General features: G+C 63.1%; 16 protein-coding genes. 13 read left to right on the top strand and 3 right to left on the bottom strand.

The genetic code is table 11. The features are described 5' to 3' along the window. Positions 1-16 precede the first annotated feature (16 nt). From P5W99_RS33950 to P5W99_RS33920, 7 genes are all read left to right on the top strand, one after another. The gene (locus P5W99_RS33950; RefSeq protein ID WP_421028188.1) at positions 17-907 is read left to right on the top strand and encodes an ABC transporter permease; all 891 of its coding nucleotides are present in this window, start codon (positions 17-19) and stop codon (positions 905-907) included. Then, a complete protein-coding gene (locus tag P5W99_RS33945; protein ID WP_421028187.1) occupies positions 897-1667 on the top strand; it encodes an ABC transporter permease in 771 nt (256 codons plus the stop codon). Before P5W99_RS33950 ends, P5W99_RS33945 begins: the two co-directional genes overlap by 11 nt. A gap of 10 nt (positions 1668-1677) precedes the next feature. Next, complete coding sequence (locus tag P5W99_RS33940) at positions 1678-2694, top strand: ABC transporter ATP-binding protein (RefSeq protein WP_421028186.1); 1017 nt, start codon at positions 1678-1680, stop codon at positions 2692-2694. Position 2695: 1 nt separating this feature from the next. Then, entirely contained in the window at positions 2696-3379 is a 684-nt protein-coding gene (locus P5W99_RS33935; RefSeq protein ID WP_421028185.1) for an HAD family hydrolase, read from the top strand. Further along, complete coding sequence (locus P5W99_RS33930) at positions 3376-4863, top strand: PLP-dependent aminotransferase family protein (protein WP_434665695.1); 1488 nt, start codon at positions 3376-3378, stop codon at positions 4861-4863. The genes P5W99_RS33935 and P5W99_RS33930 overlap by 4 nt, the downstream gene beginning before the upstream one ends. 148 nt (positions 4864-5011) lie before the next feature. Then, a complete protein-coding gene (locus tag P5W99_RS33925; RefSeq protein WP_421028183.1) occupies positions 5012-6094 on the top strand; it encodes a sugar phosphate isomerase/epimerase family protein in 1083 nt (360 codons plus the stop codon). A 26-nt stretch (positions 6095-6120) separates the two neighbouring features. Further along, entirely contained in the window at positions 6121-7389 is a 1269-nt protein-coding gene (locus P5W99_RS33920) for an MFS transporter (protein ID WP_421028182.1), read from the top strand. A gap of 27 nt (positions 7390-7416) precedes the next feature. Here P5W99_RS33920 and P5W99_RS33915 read toward each other — a convergent pair whose 3' ends face one another. Further along, positions 7417-8421, bottom strand: coding sequence for an AraC family transcriptional regulator (locus P5W99_RS33915; protein ID WP_421028181.1), 1005 nt, complete (start codon positions 8419-8421; stop codon positions 7417-7419). Positions 8422-8531: 110 nt separating this feature from the next. On the opposite strand from P5W99_RS33915, the gene P5W99_RS33910 reads away from it, so the two are divergent. From P5W99_RS33910 to P5W99_RS33895, 4 genes are all read left to right on the top strand, one after another. Continuing rightward, positions 8532-9590 (top strand): 3-keto-5-aminohexanoate cleavage protein, encoded by a 1059-nt coding sequence (locus P5W99_RS33910; RefSeq protein ID WP_421028180.1) that lies wholly within the window; start codon positions 8532-8534, stop codon positions 9588-9590. Positions 9591-9820: 230 nt separating this feature from the next. Further along, positions 9821-10750, top strand: coding sequence for a glutarate dioxygenase GlaH (glaH, locus tag P5W99_RS33905; protein WP_434665689.1), 930 nt, complete (start codon positions 9821-9823; stop codon positions 10748-10750). 120 nt (positions 10751-10870) lie between these two features. Next, complete coding sequence (locus P5W99_RS33900) at positions 10871-12109, top strand: alpha-hydroxy acid oxidase (RefSeq protein WP_434665686.1); 1239 nt, start codon at positions 10871-10873, stop codon at positions 12107-12109. A 230-nt stretch (positions 12110-12339) separates the two neighbouring features. Beyond that, a complete protein-coding gene (locus P5W99_RS33895; RefSeq protein ID WP_434665683.1) occupies positions 12340-13398 on the top strand; it encodes a 3-keto-5-aminohexanoate cleavage protein in 1059 nt (352 codons plus the stop codon). A 29-nt stretch (positions 13399-13427) separates the two neighbouring features. Here P5W99_RS33895 and P5W99_RS33890 read toward each other — a convergent pair whose 3' ends face one another. Further along, the gene (locus tag P5W99_RS33890) at positions 13428-14504 is read right to left on the bottom strand and encodes an AraC family transcriptional regulator (protein WP_421028176.1); all 1077 of its coding nucleotides are present in this window, start codon (positions 14502-14504) and stop codon (positions 13428-13430) included. Between the two features lie 39 nt (positions 14505-14543). Next, positions 14544-15386 (bottom strand): TauD/TfdA dioxygenase family protein, encoded by an 843-nt coding sequence (locus tag P5W99_RS33885; protein ID WP_434665680.1) that lies wholly within the window; start codon positions 15384-15386, stop codon positions 14544-14546. Between the two features lie 209 nt (positions 15387-15595). Here P5W99_RS33885 and P5W99_RS33880 point away from each other — a divergent pair, with 209 nt between their 5' ends. Together P5W99_RS33880 and P5W99_RS33875 are read left to right on the top strand one after the other, a co-directional pair. Further along, positions 15596-16507 (top strand): LysR family transcriptional regulator, encoded by a 912-nt coding sequence (locus P5W99_RS33880; RefSeq protein WP_434665677.1) that lies wholly within the window; start codon positions 15596-15598, stop codon positions 16505-16507. A 281-nt stretch (positions 16508-16788) separates the two neighbouring features. Next, positions 16789-17970 carry an acetyl-CoA C-acyltransferase gene (locus tag P5W99_RS33875; RefSeq protein ID WP_421028173.1) on the top strand — a complete coding sequence of 394 codons (1182 nt, stop codon included), beginning with the start codon at positions 16789-16791 and terminating at the stop codon, positions 17968-17970. The last annotated feature ends 8 nt before the right edge of the window (positions 17971-17978 follow it).

The following is a 17978-nucleotide window of genomic DNA, read 5'->3' as shown; positions in this document are numbered from 1 at the left end:
TGGAGTTTCCTTTGTGATGAAAACCCCCTCGCTCTTTGTTGCCGCTGGGCATGCCGAACGCGCACGCGCGGGCATTCGATGGCGGTCAGGGTTAGCCGCGATCTGGCTGATTCCATTTGCCGTCGTGTTCACGCTGTTTTGTGTCGCGCCAATGGTCTGGGTGATCGCCAACAGCGTGCAATCCACGCAAGGCTTCACGTTCGCGAACTACGCGGAGATCCTGTCGTCGCCTTTTTATCGGCAGGCGTTCGGTAACAGCCTTCGCATATCGCTGTGGTCGAGCGCGATTGCCCTCGTGATCGCAATTTTCGGCGCCGCCTCGTTGAGGCGTGTGCCGGGTAGACTGCAACGGCTGGTCGTGTCGGTCGCGAACATGACGAGCAACCTGACCGGCGTGCCGCTGGCGTTCGCCTTCATCATCCTCGTCGGCACCAACGGATCGCTGACGCTGCTCTTCGAGGCGTGGGGGCTGGCGAAGCACTTCGATCTCTATTCGATCAACGGACTGATTCTGATCTACACGTACTTCCAGATTCCGCTTGGCATCTTGCTGCTGTATCCGGCATTCGACGCGCTCGACGACGACTGGCAGGCCGCGGCGTCCCTGCTCGGCGCGAAACTCTGGCAATACTGGCGCCATGTCGGTCTGCCGGTGCTGGCGCCTGCGATCTTCGGCACGTTCATCCTGCTGTTCGCGAATGCGATCGGCGCGTATGCCAGCGCCTATGCGCTAACCCAGGGCAACTTCAATCTGATCACCGTGCGCATCGCGAGCCTCGTGGCGGGGGATTTGTTCCTCGATCCCAACATGGCGGCCGCGCTTTCGGTACTGCTGATGCTGCTCTTGCTGGTCGTGACCGTCGCCAACCAGTGGCTGCTGACCAGGAGGGCTCGTCATGCGCGCTGACATTTACCATCGCACCGTCGTCGGCGTGCTCGTGACGATCCTGGCCGCGCCGATACTCGCGACACTGCTGTATTCGTTGTCCGGGCACTGGGGTGCCACGATTTTGCCGGACGACCTCTCGCTGAGCTGGTATTGGCAACTCTTGCATGACAAGGCGTTCATGGCTGCATTCGGCCGCTCGATGGCCGTGTGTCTCGGCGCGCTCGCGCTCAGCGCGTTGATCATCGTCCCCACGGCCTTCGTGATCTTTTACCGGTATCCGCGCCTGGACAAGGTGATGAGCGCGCTGATCCTGATTCCGTTCGCGGTGCCGCCGGTCGTGACGTCGGTTGGACTGCTCAATATCTACGCAGACGGGCCGGTCGCGATCAACGGCACGCCGTGGATCTTGCTCGGCTGCTATTTCACGATCGCCTTGCCGTTCATGTACCGCGCGCTGGCGAACAGCATGGCAAGCATGAACATCCGCGACCTGATGGATGCCGCTCATCTGCTTGGCGCGAGCACGTCGCTGGCCTTCGTGAGGGTCATTCTGCCGAACCTGAGCAAGGCGCTGATGGCTTCGTTGTTCCTGTCATTTGCGTTTTTGCTTGGCGACTTTGTCTTTGCCAATCTGCTCGCGGGCTCTCATTACGAAACGCTGCAGGTCTATCTGTACAACCAACGCCAGACGAGTGGCCACTTCACCAGCGCCATCGTCATGAGCTACTTTTTCACCGCGTTGATTCTGACCTGGCTTACCGCGCGGTTCAGCAAATAGGATGAGCACCATGAATTACGTCGAAGCGAACGGCTTGACCAAGCAATACGGCACGACGCCGGTCTTTCGCGATATCAGCTTCTCGTTGCGCAAAGGCGAATTCGTCACGCTGCTCGGGCCGAGCGGCTGCGGGAAGTCGACATTGCTGCGCAGCCTCGCGGGCCTGACCGATGTGGACGCGGGCACTATCCGCGTCGACGGCGAGGACATCACGCGCGTCGCACCGCAAAAACGCGGGATTGGCATGGTGTTTCAAAGCTATGCGCTGTTTCCGAACATGACGGTTGCGCAAAACATCGAGTTCGGCCTCAAGCTCAAGAAGATGGCGGCGGACGAGCGCACGCGCAAGGTCGCGGATGCGATTCGTCTCGTCGCGCTGGGCGGCAAGGAGCATCAGTATCCGCACGAGCTCTCCGGCGGGCAGCGCCAGCGCGTCGCGCTCGCGCGTGCGCTGGTTGTCGAGCCGCGCATATTGCTGCTCGACGAACCGCTGTCCGCGCTCGACGCACGCATTCGCCGCTCGCTGCGCGAGCAAATTCGTGACATCCAGTCGCGTCTCGGCGTCACGACGATCTTCGTGACTCACGATCAGGAGGAAGCGCTGACGCTTTCCGATCGCATCTTCGTAATGGATCAGGGGCGCATCGTGCAGGAAGGGGAAGCGGAGACCATCTACACGCGACCGGCTTCGGAATTCGTCGCCCGCTTCATCGGCAACTACAACCTGCTCTCGCCGGGCGACGCGCAGGCGCTATTCGACCTGACGATCGATGGGCATCTGGCGATTCGGCCGGAGGCCATCCAGGTTGCCTCGCTCACGCAGGCCGTGGGCGAGAAGCGGCTTGCACCGCTCACGGGAACGGTCCGTCATCGCCAGCTGCTCGGCAACGTGATTCGCTATCAGGTGGAATCGTCCGGTGTGATGCTTCGTGTCGACCGGCTCAATCAGCGCGAGGATCAGCTCTTCGCGCCAGGTTCGCTCGTCGCGCTGACGGTCGACCCGCAGCAGATGCGAGAGGTGCGCTGACATGGCGCTCGGCATTTTCGACATGGACGACACGCTCGTCGACGGCGACAGCGCGAACCTGTGGCTGCACTATCTCGTGGAGCGAGGCCGCGCTCCGCGCGAGATGTTGCCGCGCGAGGAGGCGCTGTTGCAGGCCTATCGCGAAGGCCGTGTCGACATGCGCGAGTACGTGCGTTTCGCGCTGGCTCCGATGCGCGGGCTGATGCAAGAAGTCGTTGCGGCCTGGATGGCGGAGTTCGTCGAAAGCGTCGTTTTGCCCCGTATCTTTCCGGAAGCATTGCGTCAGCTCGAATGGCATCGCGCACGGCGGGACCGGCTGCTCATCGTGTCGGCGACGGGTGAGCATCTCGTCAGCGCGATCGCGAATCGTCTCGGCGTGAAAGACTCGATCGGGATTCTCGTGGAAACGCGAAACGGGCGCTACACCGGCGATACCTATGGCGAGCTCAGCTATCGCGAAGGCAAGGTGTCCCGGTTGCGCGCCTGGCTGAACGCCGAGGGCGAAAGTCTCGACGGGAGTTACGGCTATAGCGATTCGTTCAACGATGTGTCGATGCTCGCGGCGGTCGATCATGGCCACGCGGTGAATCCGGATGCGACGTTGCGCGCAATCGCCGTGGAGCGCGGCTGGCGCGTGCTGCACTGGCCGCCGGCCGGCAGGCAATGGGTCGAGGTCGAAAAGTGAAAGTGTCGGGAGGGGTATTGCTGGCCGACATTGCGCTGGACCGCACGAGCGACGTTCCACTGCATCGGCAGCTCTATCTGCAGATTCGCAGGCAGGTCCTGAGTGGCCGGCTGACCGGCGGTACGCGCTTGCCTTCCACGCGCACATTGATTCGCGAACTCGGCGTGTCTCGCATCACGATCGTCAACGCGTTCGAGCAATTGGGCGCGGAAGGGTTTTTGACCTCGCGCATAGGCGCCGGCACCTATGTGGCCGACGAGTGGTGCGCGCAGCACCGGCCGCCACTGTCGCCCGAACGGCCGCATCTTTCCGCGCGGGGCGCCGCGACCATCTCTGCGCGAGGCGACCTGTTCAGCCGGGCGCCGCGGTCGTGGTCGACGGACGAATCGGAATCGTTCATCTCCAGCCAGGGTGCGTTCGAAGAATTTCCCGTGCGGGTGTGGAAGCCCCTCCTGTCGCGCCACGGCTCGCGGCGCGACATCGATTTGCTAGGCTACGGCGATCCGCTCGGTTACCGGCCGTTGCGCGAAGCGATTGCCGATTACCTGAACGATGTCCGCGGGCTGGACTGCGAGGTCGATCAGATCGCCATTTCGTCGGGCGCCCAGCAGGCGTTCAACGTGCTCGCCATGTTGCTGCTCGATCCGGACGACGCGGTATGGGTCGAGGATCCCGGCCATATTGCGGCCCGCCTCGCGTTTCAGGCGCAAGGCTGCCGGCTGTGCGGCGTCGCGCTCGACGACCAGGGCGCCGACGTGTCGTTTGGCATCGCGCGCCACTCCCGCGCGCGTCTGGCGTTCGTCACGCCGTCGCGACAGCATCCGGTCGGCATGACAATGAGCTTGGGGCGACGCATGGAGTGGATCGACTGGGCACGCGATTCGCAGAGCTGGATCATCGAGGATGATTGCGACAGCGAACTACGTTACCGCGGGCCGCTCCTGCCGACCCTGTTCGGCCTCGACCGGAACGAGCATGTCATTTATGTCGGGACGCTCAGCAAGGTGATGTTTCCTTCGCTGCGGCTCGGCTATGTCGTGTTGCCGAAAGATCTCGTCGCCCCGTTTGCCGCGGTGTGCACGGTGATCGGGCGCAGCCCGTCCACGCTCATGCAGGCGGTTGCGGCCGATTTCATCCGCGAAGGCCATCTGCAGACGCATATCCGGCACACGCGCGGGCTGTATCAAAGGCGGCAACATGCGCTGCTGACGGAGCTCGGGAGCCAGCTCGGGCATTGCCTGAGCGCCGCGCCGGTCGATGCCGGCATGCATGTGCTCGGCTGGCTGAACGCGGACGTCGACGATCAGCACGTTGCCCGTGCGCTCGCGCAACGCGGCGTCTACACGTATGCACTCGGGGAATACTGTCTGCAGCAGACACAGCGCCCCGCATTGCTCATCGGTTTTGCGGGCACGGCCGAAGCCAATATGCGACGGGCGGTGGCGCACATGGCCGAGGCGTTGAAGCAACTGGGCCTGGCGTAACAGTGGTGCCCCGCGGCGATGCGCAGCGGCTCAAAATGGACATACCGCAACGCCATTTAATGGCTATAACGATCGGTCCGCTGCGATGATTTAATGACGGCATTCTGGATGCGCCCCGCTTGTGCATCCTTCCTAAAGAGGAGTTCGAATGCCACTCATCCAGTCCCGATTCGCGACGCTGATCGGCCAGAACCTCGATGCCGAAGAATCCGCGCGGATTCCCGAGCTCACCCCGGCGCTGGCGCGCAAGCTGATCGAGCGTATCGACAGCGTGCGCCTGTTCGCGCACGCATACACCATGCTGGGCAATTTCACCTACGGCCGCTTTCATCCTTGCGATCTGCTGGATCACGCCTACCGACACGAGCTGGACGGCATCTGCATTCATTTGCTCGACGGCGAGGAGCGCTGCCTCGGGCGAATGTCCGATTCGCAATTGCGCGCGGTGGCGGCTCACGCGAGCCGGCTCGGCCTGGACGTGCATCTCGAGATCAGTAGCACCCAGCGTCCGGACGTCGACGAAGTCGTGCGCATCGCGCGGATCATGGCGGTCGAACACATTCGCGTGTATTCGCGTTACGAGGGCTTGCTGTCCGAGGTGATGAAGCGCGTGGAAGCCGACCTGCGCTACCTCGCGGAGCTCGCCGACCGCCACAGTCTGCATTTTTATTTCGAGCAGCACGAAGAACTGAAGAGCGCAGAGATCGTTGATCTGTTGCGCACGGTGGCGCACCCGCGCCTGCATGCACTATTCGATTTCGGCAACATGATCAACGCATGCGAATCGCCGATGAGCGCGTTGCGCCAACTGGCGCCATACATCGGCCAGGTTCACATGAAGGGCGTGCGGATTCTGCAGGAGGGCGACGGCTTCGGCCATCGCGGCGTGTTGCAGGGCGGCGCGGACGATGATCTTCCCGGCGCGCGGATGCTGTACGAATTGCTGATGCTTGGCGAATCGAAGCCGCAAATCGTCGCCTTCGCGCTCGAACAGGAAAATCACTATTACGCACCGATGTTTCGCCAGAAGAGCGAAGCAGACGATCCGTTCATACCGTACCGGGAAATGAGCGAAACGGGCATTCCCGGCGGCCTCAGCAAGGAGGCGCTGCTCGAGCAGGAGCCGCGCTGGGCCTTCAATCAGATTCGCTACGTGCGGGCGCTGCTGCTGCGTTTGCGCGAGCTCGCCGAATTGCGCTTGCAGATGGCCGGGACGGCATCCGGCTGCTGATATAGAACGAACACATGGAGAAGACAATGAAGTCGATTGACAGGATGAAATGGATTAAGTTCGTAGTGCTTGTGATGGGCGGCGGGACAGTCTACAAGCTGGCGAACCTCAAGGATGCGTTTTATGTGCCAATGCAGCAGTACCTGGGATTGACCAACGCGCAGATCGGCGTGCTGTTGAGCGTCAACTCGTTGTTTGCGACCGCGCTGTTCGTGCTTGGGGGCTACTTGTCCGATCGATTCCAGGCGCGTCGGACCATTTCGTTGGGGATGGCCGGTGCGGGCGTCATCGGCATTTATCTGAGCACGTTTCCGGGCTACAACCAGTTGCTGGTCCTGTTCGCGGCGCTGGCGGTCTGCTCCGACTGCCTGTTTTGGCCCGCGCTGCTCAAGGCGATTCGCAATCTCGGCAACAGCGATGAACAAGGACGCATGTTCGGCTTCCTCGAAGGCGGCCGCGGAGTGATCGATACGCTGGTGGCATTTTCCGCGCTCGGACTGTTTGTCGTGATGGGTTCGGGCCCAGGCGGGTTCAAGGCGGCGATCTTGATGTATTCGGTGATCGACATCCTGGTTGGCGTGCTGACGTTCTTCCTGCTCAGCGGAGCCGACAAGCACGCGCCCTCGGAACGCAATGCTTCGCAAGCATCGGGGCTGGCGGCGTTGAAAATGGCGATACGTCTGCCGAAACTGTGGCTCGTCAGCCTGAACGTCTTTATGGTGTACGTGGTGTATTGCGGATTGACCTATTTCATTCCGTACCTCAAGTACGTGTACGGTTTGCCGGTCGGCCTCGTCGGCGCCTACGGCATTATCAATCAGTATGGCTTGAAGATCGTGGGCGGCCCGCTGGGCGGCTATCTCTCCGACAAGAAATTCGGCAGCGCGATCAGCTACATCCGTGCAGCATTTTTTGCGCTGATCCCGATGATGGCAGTGATTTTGTGTCTGCCCGGAAAACCCGATTACATGATCGCCGGGATGATTGCCACGCTGGGATTTTCACTGATCGTCTTCACGATGCGCGGCGTGTTCTGGGCGCCGATGGAGGAGGCCGGGATTCCCAATGAAATCAGCGGTGCCGCCTTCGGTGTAGCCTGCCTCATCGGCTATGCGCCGGGGATGTTTGCGTTCATGATCTACGGCGCGCTGCTGGATGCGTATCCTGGGGTGACGGGCTATCACTATGTGTTTGCTTCGATGGCCGCGATGGCGCTGATCGGCATCGTCGTGGCCAATGTGCTGGCGCGTGCCACGCGCACGGGCCGGGTTCCGCGCCCCGCAACGGCCGCGTAGCGAGAGCGGCGCACGCGCCTTCCCAACCTATCTGGCCTCCCTCCAGTTCGAAACCGTCATGCCGAAGTGCTTTCTGAACCAGAAAGCAAACGCGCTCGAACTGGAAAAACCGAGCAGATCCGCGAGTTCCGCGAGCGAGCGGTCGCTATCGCGGATCTGCCGCGAGGCGAGTTCGCAGCGAACGACCTGAAGCAGCGACGAAAAGCTCGTCTCCTCGGCGGCCAGGCGCCGATGCAGAGTCCGACGGTCCACGCCGAGATGCCTCGCCACCTGGTCGGCCGTGCATCGGCCGTTGGGCAACATCGCAACGATCACCTGACGAATGGTATGCGTGGCGCTTTCGTTGGCGCCCGACAGCGCCTGATCCAGAAAGCGCCGGGCATAGAGCGCCATCTGCGAATCGCCGCCGGGCCGATAGGCGGCCAGATCTTTTGCGTGGCACACGATGCCGTTGAAACTCGAATTGAATTCGACTGCCGATCTGAAGAAGGTCTTATGGCATGTCGCGCCATCCGGTGGACGGTGCTCGAAGCAGACGCTGCGCGGCCGCCAGTTCGACCCGAGCAGTTCCTCCATGCTCCGATAAAGCACGCCGACCGCCATCTCGATGGACTGCCGCACCGAATTCTTGTCGCTCACCAGAATGTTTTCGCGAATCAAGACGGCATCGCCATGTTCTTCAATGCGGGTCAGCAGCGACGCATTAATCAGGCGCATGTAACGGCACAGGCTCTCGAGCGCATCCCGCACCGTGGGCGCTTCGCTCATGACCGCGCTGATCGGTCCCAGGTTGGACAGCCGGCGGCGCATGGCCAGTTGCAAGCCGAAATCTTCCACGCTCGCAGCTGCGGCGCTGATTTCCAGCAGCTCGCGGACCGCATTGGTGCTGATGGGCGTATCGGGATTCACGAGATCGCGGGCATTCAAGCCGACCTTGCGCAGCATGCGTGCGGGATCCAGCCCCACATGGCGGGCGAGATCGGTATAGCCGGTGAGGCTGGCGCTGCGGATCGTCAGCATGAATCGTTGCATGGCGGTGTCCCAATTTCGACATCGAATGTCCCAAATAATACTTCATCGTCGATTTGAGGGCGATATCCTTCTACTCACTATCCATTAGATGCTTATCCAGGAGGCACGCCATGAATTTCCTCGACGGACACCTGTTTCCCGAAAACCAGCAGCCGCTGATCATTACAGCCGCGCCCTATGCGCCGTCGTGGCTGCCCTCGGACTTCCCTGAGGAAATTCCCGTCACGATGGAGGAGCAGATCCAGAAGGCAGTGGACTGCTACAACGCCGGCGCGACGGTGCTGCATCTGCACGTGCGCGAGCTGGACGGCAAGGGCAGCAAGCGTCTGTCGAAGTTCAACGAGCTGATTGCCGGCGTGCGCGCGCGCGTGCCGGAGATGATCATCCAGGTGGGCGGCTCCATCAGTTTCGCGCCGGAAACCGAGGGCGCGGCCGCCAAGTGGCTTTCGGACGACACGCGCCACATGCTGGCCGAGCTGGATCCCAAGCCCGACCAGGTGACGGTGACGATCAACACCTCGCAGATGAACATCCTGGAGCAATTCGATGCGCGTGACATCCAGGGGACCTCAATGGAAGACCCGGCGGTGTTCAATGCCTACAAGGAAATGACGGTGCCTGCGCAGCCCGGCTGGGCCGAGGAGCATATCCGGCGCCTTTCGGCCGCCGGCATTCAAAGCGCGTTCCAGTGCTACAACATCAACAGCTTCGAATCGGTGGAGCGACTGATGCGCCGCGGCATCTACAAGGGGCCGCTGGTGATGAACTGGGTCGCGATCGGCGGCGGCATGGATGCGCCCAACATCTACAGCCTGGCCAATTTCATGCGTGCGGTGCCCGATGGCGCGGTGGTGACGGTGGAAAGCTCCGTACTCAATGTGCTGCCGGTGAACATGATGGGCATCGCGATGGGCCTGCACGTGCGCACGGGCACCGAGGACAATCTGTGGAATCAGTCGCGCACGGCCAAGATCGGCACGCCCGCGCAGATCGAGCAGCTGGTGCGCATTTCGCACGAGTTCGGCCGGCCGATCGCCACGGCCAAAGAGGCCCGCGAGATCTCCCGGATCGGCGTGTTCTACGACACGGTGGAAGAAACCCTGGAGGCCAACGGCTTCGCACCGAACCGCGCCGGCAGACAGCAAGGCCATCTGCGCAAGATCGCCTGATTGCGGACGCCCGGCATGCCGCGCCCGCGCGGTGCAGCGCGTGAGCGCGCTGCTCACTGAGCGTCGCCTTCGCGTGGCTCTCCTCGAGGACGGGGAAGCCGCGCCCGGCCGCGTACACAGAGAAGCGACCATTTTTAATCTTGATTTGCGAATAAATATTCATATTTAGACGCTGGTTGATATCAAAAAAGCGCGCTCAAATGGAGTCATTCGTCTCAACGGAGAACTCCATGGAACTCATGCTTGCCGACTCGCTTGCCACCTCGCATCCGTCGTCGTTTCGTCTGTCGCCACATCCGCACCATCACCGGATCATTCACGTGAGCGCCGAGCGCGACGCGCTCGAACAGTTCCTGGAAGACGTCCGCGAGATCGATATCCAGAATCTCGAGTATGTGCCGTTCATGCGCTACCACCTGACCGACCTGCTGATCAAGCGGCTCGGCAACGCGTTCGCGCGCACCCTGGTCGACCTCGTCAAGGACCGCAACCATGGCGGTTTCACGATCGGTCTTCAGGGACTGTCGCAAGATAGTTCGGACTACGTCAAGTTTGGCACGGCCATCGGCCATCTCCTCGGGCCGAGCAATCACGACTCCATGTCGGGCACCTATTACGCGCGCTTCGTGGTCAGGCATACCGACGACAGCGACTCGTACCTGCGCCAGGCCTATCGTCTGTTCACGATGCACACCGACGGCACGTTCGTCACCGAAGCCACCGACTGGCTGCTGATGATGAAGTTCGCCGAGCAGAACGCGATCGGTGGCGAGTCGCGTTTCCTGCACCTCGATGACTGGGACGAGTGCGAGCGCTTCGTGAACCACAAGCTCGCGACACGGCCGTTCCTTTACAAAGCGCCCGGCTCCAAGAACGTGAGCGAGCGGGTCGAGCGCCCGGTATTTTTCCAGAGCGAATTCGGTTTGTCGCTGTCGTTCATCGACCAGTTCGTGCAGCCTGCGAACCGGGAAGAGGCCGCTTATCTGCATGACCTTTCGGCATCGATGGAAGCTTCGCGGGGCACGAAGGAAGTCGTCCTGCCGGCAGGGGACCTGGTTGTCCTGAACAACTATTTCTATGTCCACGGCCGCGCGCCGTTCGAAAAGAACGAGGCGCTCTTTCGCGAACTGATGCGACAGCGGGGCACGTTCGCGCAGTGATGCAGCGTGCGCCGGGTCCGGCAGGACGCTTGCCCGGCCGGACCGGGCGTCGAGCCGTTTGAAGTGTTCTTTTGAAGCGTTCTTTTGAAGCGTTTGAAGAAGCAGATTGTGGAGAGACAGATGGAAGATCACCTCGGCGCCGCGGACGTCCAGCCGCTTCCGCGTGCCGCGCAGAAGAGCCAGGCCGCGTATGGCGTGAAGCACGACGTTCCGGCGCGGCTTCGCAAGATCCTTTCATTGGCCGACTTCGAGGCGGCGGCGCGGGGGTTTCTGCCGCGCCCGCTGTACGGCTACATTTCCGGCGCCGCCGAGGACGAGCTGTCGCTCGCAGCGAACCGCAGCGCATTCGAGCGCCTGAAATTCCGGCCGAAGGTGCTGGTGGACGTCGCGCGCCGGTCGCAGGCCGCCACGATCTTCGGCCGCACCTACGCGTCGCCGTTCGGAATTGCACCGGTTGGCATCAGCGCGATTTCCGCATATCGCGGCGATATCGCGCTGGCCCAGGCCGCGCAGGGCGAGCAGATTCCCGCGATCATGAGCGGCACCTCGCTGATCCCGATGGAGACCGTCCATGCCGCCGCGCCGGGCACCTGGTTCCAGGCCTATCTCCCCGGCGACGCCGCGCGCCGCGACGCGCTGATCGAGCGCGTCCAGGCCGCGGGCTTCGCGACGCTCGTCGTCACGGTCGACATCCCTGTGTGGGCGAACCGCGAGAACAACGTTCGCACCGGATTTTCGCTGCCGCTGCGTCCGTCGCTGCGTCTCGCGATGGACGGCCTCGCGCGGCCCCGGTGGCTCTGCGGCACGTTCCTGCGGACCTTGATCCAGCATGGCATGCCTCACTTCGAAAACTCGTTCGCGACGCGCGGCGCGCCAATGCTGTCCGCGTCGGCGATTCGCGACACCACGGGCCGCGATCATCTGTCATGGGAGGACATCGCCCGGATCCGCGCGTGCTGGAGCGGCAACCTCGTGATCAAGGGCATCCTGCACGCCGACGACGCGCGACGCGCGGCGTCCATCGGCGCGGACGGCATCATCGTCTCGAACCATGGCGGACGTCAGCTCGATGGCGCGGTCGAGCCCTTGCAGGTGCTGCCGGAGATTTGCGAGGCCGTCGGCGACGATCTGGCCGTGATGATGGACAGCGGAGTCCGGCGTGGCGCGGATGTGCTGAAGGCGCTCGCGCTTGGCGCGCGGTTCGTGTTCGTCGGGCGCCCGTTCATGTATGCGGCGGCGGTGGGCGGCGAGGCGGGCGTGCGGCACGCGATTGGGCTCCTGCGCGACGAGGTGGACAGGAACATGGCGATGCTGGGGGCGCGTTCAGTCGAGGAGGTTACGAGCGACGTGCTTGCGTGAGGATGTTGCTGGCAAGCGGAATTCGTGGGACTGTGGCATCCAGTAAACCCCGTGGACCGTGTCCCAACAAAGCAATTGATTGTCCCAGATAAGCAAGCGGGAAAGGTAGCCGCCCCAGATACTTGTCGTCATGAATCGAAGCCGGACGCGCTGCTCAAGACCGCGCTCCGGCCTCGTCGACGACCGCTCCTGCTCGAGCCAGCAGCAGCCATTTCCTCTGGAGACGCATCATGAATTTCCTCGACGGCCATCTGTTCCCCGAGAACCAGCAACCCCTGATCATTACGGCCGCGCCTTATGCGCCGGGCTGGTTGCCCAGCGACTTTCCGGAGGACATTCCGGTCACGATGGAGGAACAGATCCAGAAGGCGGTGGACTGCTACAACGCGGGCGCGACGGTGCTGCACCTGCACGTGCGCGAACTGGACGGCAAGGGCAGCAAGCGTCTGTCGAAGTTCAATGAACTGATCGCCGGAGTGCGCAAGGCGGTGCCGGAAATGATCATCCAGGTGGGCGGCTCGATCTCGTTCGCCCCCGAAAACGAAGGGCAGGCCGCCAAGTGGCTCTCCGACGACACCCGCCACATGCTGGCCGAGCTCGATCCGGCGCCCGACCAGGTCACGGTGACGGTCAACACCTCGCAGATGAACGTCACCGATCAGGCCGAGGACGCCGACTTCCGGGGCACTTCGCGCGAGAACCCGACGCTCTTCAACGCCTACAAGGAAATGACGGTTCCCGCGCAGCCGGGCTGGGTGGAGGAGCATGTGCGCCGCCTGAGCGCGAGAGGCATCCAGAGCGCGTTCCAGTGCTACAACCTCAACAGCTTCGAGTCGGTGGAGCGGCTGATGCGCCGCGGCTTCTACAAAGGGCCGCTGGTGATGAACTGGGTGGCCATCGCGGGCGGCATGGATACGCCGAACGTCTACAGCCTCGCCAACTTTATCCGCGCAGTGCCCGATGGCGCGGTGGTGACGGTGGAGAGCAACGTGCGCAACGTGTTGCCGGTCAACATGATGGGCATCGCGATGGGCCTGCACGTGCGCTGCGGCACGGAAGACTGCCTGTGGAACCAGTCGCGCACCGAGAAGCAGAGCACCGTGAAGCAGATCGAACAGCTCGTGCGCATCTCGCGCGAGTTCGGCCGTCCCATTGCCACCGCAAAAGAGGCGCGCGAGATCAGCAAGATCGGCGTGTTCTACGACACGGTGGAGGAATCGCTGCACGAAAACGGCTTTGCGCCTAACCGCAACGGCGGCAACCAGGGCTTCCTGCGCAAGACCGCCTGATCGCCGCGGTGCGGGTTTGGCAGAGCCAGTCAATCGGCCGGTGCGTTCCGGCTGGCCGATTGATTATCCGATTGCTTGTCTGCCGGGTTATCCGCTTGAAGGTCCGCTTGCTTGCGCCACTGCGAGACGCTGCAGCCGAACGCGGCGCGGAACCAGTGGCTGAAACTGCTGTGTGCGGAAAAGCCCAGCAGCACCGCGACCTCGCCGACCGGCAGGTCACTCTCGAGCAAGTGGCGCACCGCCAGTTCCTCGCGCATCTGGTTGAGCATCGCCGAGAACGTCAGCCCTTCGTCGCCGAGGTGGCGGTGCAGCGTGCGGCGGTCCACGTGCAGATGCCGCGCCACCAGTTGCGCCGTGCATCGTCCGCCCGGGAGCAACGCCAGGATCATTTCCCGGCAGGCTTCGCGCATGCCCTCGCCACGGCGCCGCAGCGCCGTTTCCAGATAGTCTCGAGCGAAGTGCGCGGCTCCCGGGTCCTCGCGCATGCGCGGCATCGACAGGTCGGCCGCCGCGCATACGAGACCGTTGAACGGCTGATTGAACTGAGGATTGCGGCCGAAGAAGACCCGGTAGGGCGTCATGTCGGCCGGCGGGCGATGTGTGAAGCAAACCTGCTGAGGACGCCACTGCGGGCCGATCAGTTCGCGCAGAATGCGCAGTTTCACGGCCACCGCGAGCTCCATTGCCTGGCGCGTGGAGAGTCCGGGTCTCGGCAGCAGCGCTTCGCGGATCACCACGGACTGGCCGGCCTCTTCGATGCGCGTGACCAGCGCGGCGCTCAGCAGCTTTTCGTAGCGGCACAAGGTATCGAGCGCCTGCCGCGGGGTGGGCTCGTCCTTGAGCACGAGCCAGATCGGGCCGAGGTTGGAGAGCGAGCGCCGCGCCGCGAGCCGCAGCGCGAAATCCTCGACGCCGGTCTCGCGTGCGGCGACCTCCAGCAGTTCGCGCACGGCGTGGCTGGGGATCAGCGCCTCGGGGTTGTCGAGCACGCGCGCCGAGATGCCCGCTGCGCGCAGGAACGCATACGGATCGCGCCCGAGCGACTCCACCAGTTCGATGTAGCCGTTCAGGCTGGCGCTGCGTATCAGCTTGTCGACGTGTTGCATGAAGGGGATCCGCGTGGCGGGGTGCCACGCGAAAGGCTATCAGAACGGCCGGTCGCCCATGATGGTCGCGCGTTCCATCCGGCGCGGCGCAGGCCAGTAGTCGCTCACCGCGTAGTGCTGTGTTGCGATGTTGTCCCAGATCGCGACGCTGCCCGGTTCCCATTTGAAGCGCACCTGGTACTCGGGAATGGCCGCCTGGCTGATCAGGTAGTTCAGCAGCAGGCTCGCGCCCGGCGTCTTGTCCTGCCCGAAACGCACGTTCCCGGGCGTATGGTAATTAATAAAGTGAGTCGAGAACGGGCCCACATAAAGGATTTTTTCGTCCGTTTCCGGGTGCGTGCGCACCACCGGGTGATCGACCAGCGGGTACTTGCGCACCAGCTCTTCGCGCTCCTCGGCGGTCATGACCGCGCCGAACGAATGCTCGATCCCGTGCTTGGCGCGCAAGCTTTCGATCTTTGCCTTGATGTCGTCGGGCAGATTCTTGTACGCCTCCACCATATTCACCCAGATGGTGTCGCCGCCCACTTCCGGGCACGAAATGCAGCGCAGCACCGCGCCCTTGGGCGGCTTGGCCCGCCACGACGCATCGCTGTGGTAGGTGTTCTCGAAGTGGTCCCGCTTCTCGCTCTTGTAGATCTCGATCAGGCCCGGGTAGCCCGGCACCGTGTTGGCAACCGGATGGTCTTCCAGATCGCCGAAGCGGCTCGCGAACGCGACATGGTCGGCGCGCGTAATGTCCTGGTCGCGGAAAAACAGCACCCGGTGCTTCAACAGCAATGCCTTGATGTCGGCAAACAGGGCATCGTCTTTCGCCACGTCGGCGATACTCACATCCCGGAGTTCGGCGCCAATCGAACAGGTGAGGGGTTTGATCTGCATGGTGACGTCTCCGTAGACATGGATATTGAAATTGGGCTCGCATCTGCTTGCGATTGTGGGCGCGATGCCAATGGCGCGCTTGACCGAACGCGCCACAATTTGACAAACGCGCACACCGCGTGGGCGTCGCGCACAGCCCGGCCATGCTGGCGGGCCAGGCGCGTAAGATGTCGCGCTGGAATCCGCATGAGAAAGCCCGAAATCCAGCCATGGACCTGAACCTGATCGGCCTGTTCGTCGAAATCGTGGAAGCGCGCAGCCTCAGCGCCGCGGCGCGAAAGCTCGGCATGACGCGTGCGAACGTGAGCCAGCGGCTGAAATTGCTGGAGCGCGAAACCGGCGCCCAACTGCTGCGCCGCTCGACGCGCAGCTTTGAACTGACGCAGGCGGGAAGCACGTTGTACGACAGCGGCCGGCGCATCGTGGAAGAACTGGGCACGGCCCGCGCGTCGATCGACAGCCTCGGCAAGACGCTGCGCGGCCGGGTGCGTATCAGCGTGCCAACCGGCTTCGGCAGGCTGTTCGCCGGCGCGAAGCTGCTCGAATTCGCGCGTGCGAACTCGGGCATTGCGCTGACGGTCACGTTCAACAACTGGATCGAGGACCTGATTGCGGCAGAAGTGGATGTCGCGCTCAGGATTACCTCGACGCCGCCGCTCGATTGCGTCGCGCGCAAGATCTGCTCGTTTGAATGGAGCCTGTGCGCGTCGGCCGATTATCTGCGCGAGCAGGGTCCGATCGAGTGCCCGGCCGACCTCGAACAGCACGCGCTCATCTGCGCGCCCTATGGCGGCCGGCGCGTGCCGATCGAACTCCTGCACCGCGAGAATGCCGCGGACACCCACACGATTACCGTCCCGCCCGCGCTGGAATCAACCGATTATCCGTTCCTTGCGGAGGCGGTGCGCGAGGGCATGGGGATCGGCGTGCTGCCGGACTATGTGATCCACCTGCAGGCGAACCGGGATTTGCTGCCGGTTCTGCAGTCCTATCGCGTCGTGGGTCGGCAAAGCACGCTGTACATCGTCACGTTGCCCAACCGCTATCCGTCGCCCGCGACGCAAGCGCTGATCGACTTCCTGCACGACCAGATTCTCGAGCTTGCCCAAAACTGGAAATGACCAGTGGGGCCGGTGCCGCGTCCTTGTCCTCCGTGGCGTCTCGCTGTCGATTCTCTCGCTGTCAATTCTCTGTTAACAGTCCGTCAATCGGCACTGTGATTGTCAAGCTATAACCGTCGCTCGACAATGTGCTGAAAGATCGATCAGTACATGGAGACGAGACGATGCGCCGCGTATTCAGAAACGCTGCTTCGTAGTCGCGGCGGCCGCCGCCGCCGAGCGTGGGCTGTGCTCACTCCGCCTGATTTGCCCATTTCAATTTTTACTCAGGATTCCTGCTCATGCGCGAAGCCGTCATTGTCTCCACTGCACGCACGCCGCTGACCAAGGCGCACCGCGGCGAATTCAACATCACGCCCGGCCCGGCGCTCGCGTCGTTCGCCGTGCGCGCCGCCGTGGAGCGCTCCGGCATCGATCCGGAATCGATCGAGGACGCCGTCCTCGGCTGCGGCTATCCCGAAGGCATCACCGGCCGCAACGTCGCGCGTCAGGCCGTGGTGCGTGCCGGCTTGCCGCTTTCGATTGCCGGCACGACCGTCAACCGCTTTTGCGCATCGGGTCTGCAGGCGGTGGCGATTGCCGCGGGCCGCATCGTCGTCGATGGCGCGCCGGCCATGATCGCGGGCGGCGTCGAAAGCATCTCGGGCATCCGCCGCGACCTGCATCGCGCGAGCGACCTGGACCCGTGGCTCGTCGAGCACAAGCCGGCGCTCTACATGGAAATGATCGACACCGCCGATATCGTCGCGCAGCGCTATGGGATCAGCCGGGAAGCGCAGGACCGCTTTTCGGTGGCGAGCCAGCACAAGACCGAAGCCGCACAACGCGCGGGCCGCTTTGCGGAGGAGATCGTGCCGGTCATCACGACGATGGCCGTCACGGACAAGCAAACCGGCGAAGTGAGCCAGCGCGAGGTGACGATCGATGTCGATACCTGCAATCGCCGGGGCACGACGTACGATGCGCTCGCGAAGCTGGCGCCCGTCAAGGGGCCGGAGAAGTTCGTCACGGCGGGCAATGCATCGCAGCTTTCGGACGGTGCTTCGGCATGCGTCATGATGGAAGCGAAGGAAGCCGAGCGCCGCAACGTCGCGCCGCTCGGCGCGTTCCGCGGCCTCGCGATGGCCGGCTGCGAGCCCGACGAGATGGGCATTGGCCCCGTGTTCGCGGTGCCCAAGCTGCTCGCGCGCCATGGCCTCGCGATGGACGACATCGGCCTCTGGGAAATCAACGAGGCTTTCGCCTCGCAGGCGATCTACTGCCAGCAGCGCCTGGGCATTCCGGACGAACGCTTGAACGTGAACGGTGGAGCGATTGCCGTCGGTCATCCGTTCGGTATGACTGGCGCGCGTCTCGCGGGGCATGTGCTGCTCGAAGGACGTCGCCGGGGCGTGAAGTACGCGGTCGTCACGATGTGCATCTCCGGCGGAATGGGCGCCGCGGCCCTGTTCGAAATCTACTGAAAGACGCT

Source organism: Paraburkholderia sp. A3BS-1L, from assembly GCF_051125215.1.
Lineage (GTDB): Bacteria > Pseudomonadota > Gammaproteobacteria > Burkholderiales > Burkholderiaceae > Paraburkholderia.
This window is presented reverse-complemented; position numbering and strand designations above follow the sequence as displayed.

Coding starts and splice junctions, on each gene's coding strand:
- P5W99_RS33950 (WP_421028188.1), top strand. CDS start 17: ATGAAAACCCCCTCGCTCTTTGTTGCCGCTGGGCATGCCGAACGCGCA.
- P5W99_RS33945 (WP_421028187.1), top strand. CDS start 897: ATGCGCGCTGACATTTACCATCGCACCGTCGTCGGCGTGCTCGTGACG.
- P5W99_RS33940 (WP_421028186.1), top strand. CDS start 1,678: ATGAATTACGTCGAAGCGAACGGCTTGACCAAGCAATACGGCACGACG.
- P5W99_RS33935 (WP_421028185.1), top strand. CDS start 2,696: ATGGCGCTCGGCATTTTCGACATGGACGACACGCTCGTCGACGGCGAC.
- P5W99_RS33925 (WP_421028183.1), top strand. CDS start 5,012: ATGCCACTCATCCAGTCCCGATTCGCGACGCTGATCGGCCAGAACCTC.
- P5W99_RS33920 (WP_421028182.1), top strand. CDS start 6,121: ATGAAGTCGATTGACAGGATGAAATGGATTAAGTTCGTAGTGCTTGTG.
- P5W99_RS33915 (WP_421028181.1), bottom strand. CDS start 8,421: ATGCAACGATTCATGCTGACGATCCGCAGCGCCAGCCTCACCGGCTAT.
- P5W99_RS33910 (WP_421028180.1), top strand. CDS start 8,532: ATGAATTTCCTCGACGGACACCTGTTTCCCGAAAACCAGCAGCCGCTG.
- glaH (WP_434665689.1), top strand. CDS start 9,821: ATGGAACTCATGCTTGCCGACTCGCTTGCCACCTCGCATCCGTCGTCG.
- P5W99_RS33900 (WP_434665686.1), top strand. CDS start 10,871: ATGGAAGATCACCTCGGCGCCGCGGACGTCCAGCCGCTTCCGCGTGCC.
- P5W99_RS33895 (WP_434665683.1), top strand. CDS start 12,340: ATGAATTTCCTCGACGGCCATCTGTTCCCCGAGAACCAGCAACCCCTG.
- P5W99_RS33890 (WP_421028176.1), bottom strand. CDS start 14,504: ATGCAACACGTCGACAAGCTGATACGCAGCGCCAGCCTGAACGGCTAC.
- P5W99_RS33885 (WP_434665680.1), bottom strand. CDS start 15,386: ATGCAGATCAAACCCCTCACCTGTTCGATTGGCGCCGAACTCCGGGAT.
- P5W99_RS33880 (WP_434665677.1), top strand. CDS start 15,596: ATGGACCTGAACCTGATCGGCCTGTTCGTCGAAATCGTGGAAGCGCGC.
- P5W99_RS33875 (WP_421028173.1), top strand. CDS start 16,789: ATGCGCGAAGCCGTCATTGTCTCCACTGCACGCACGCCGCTGACCAAG.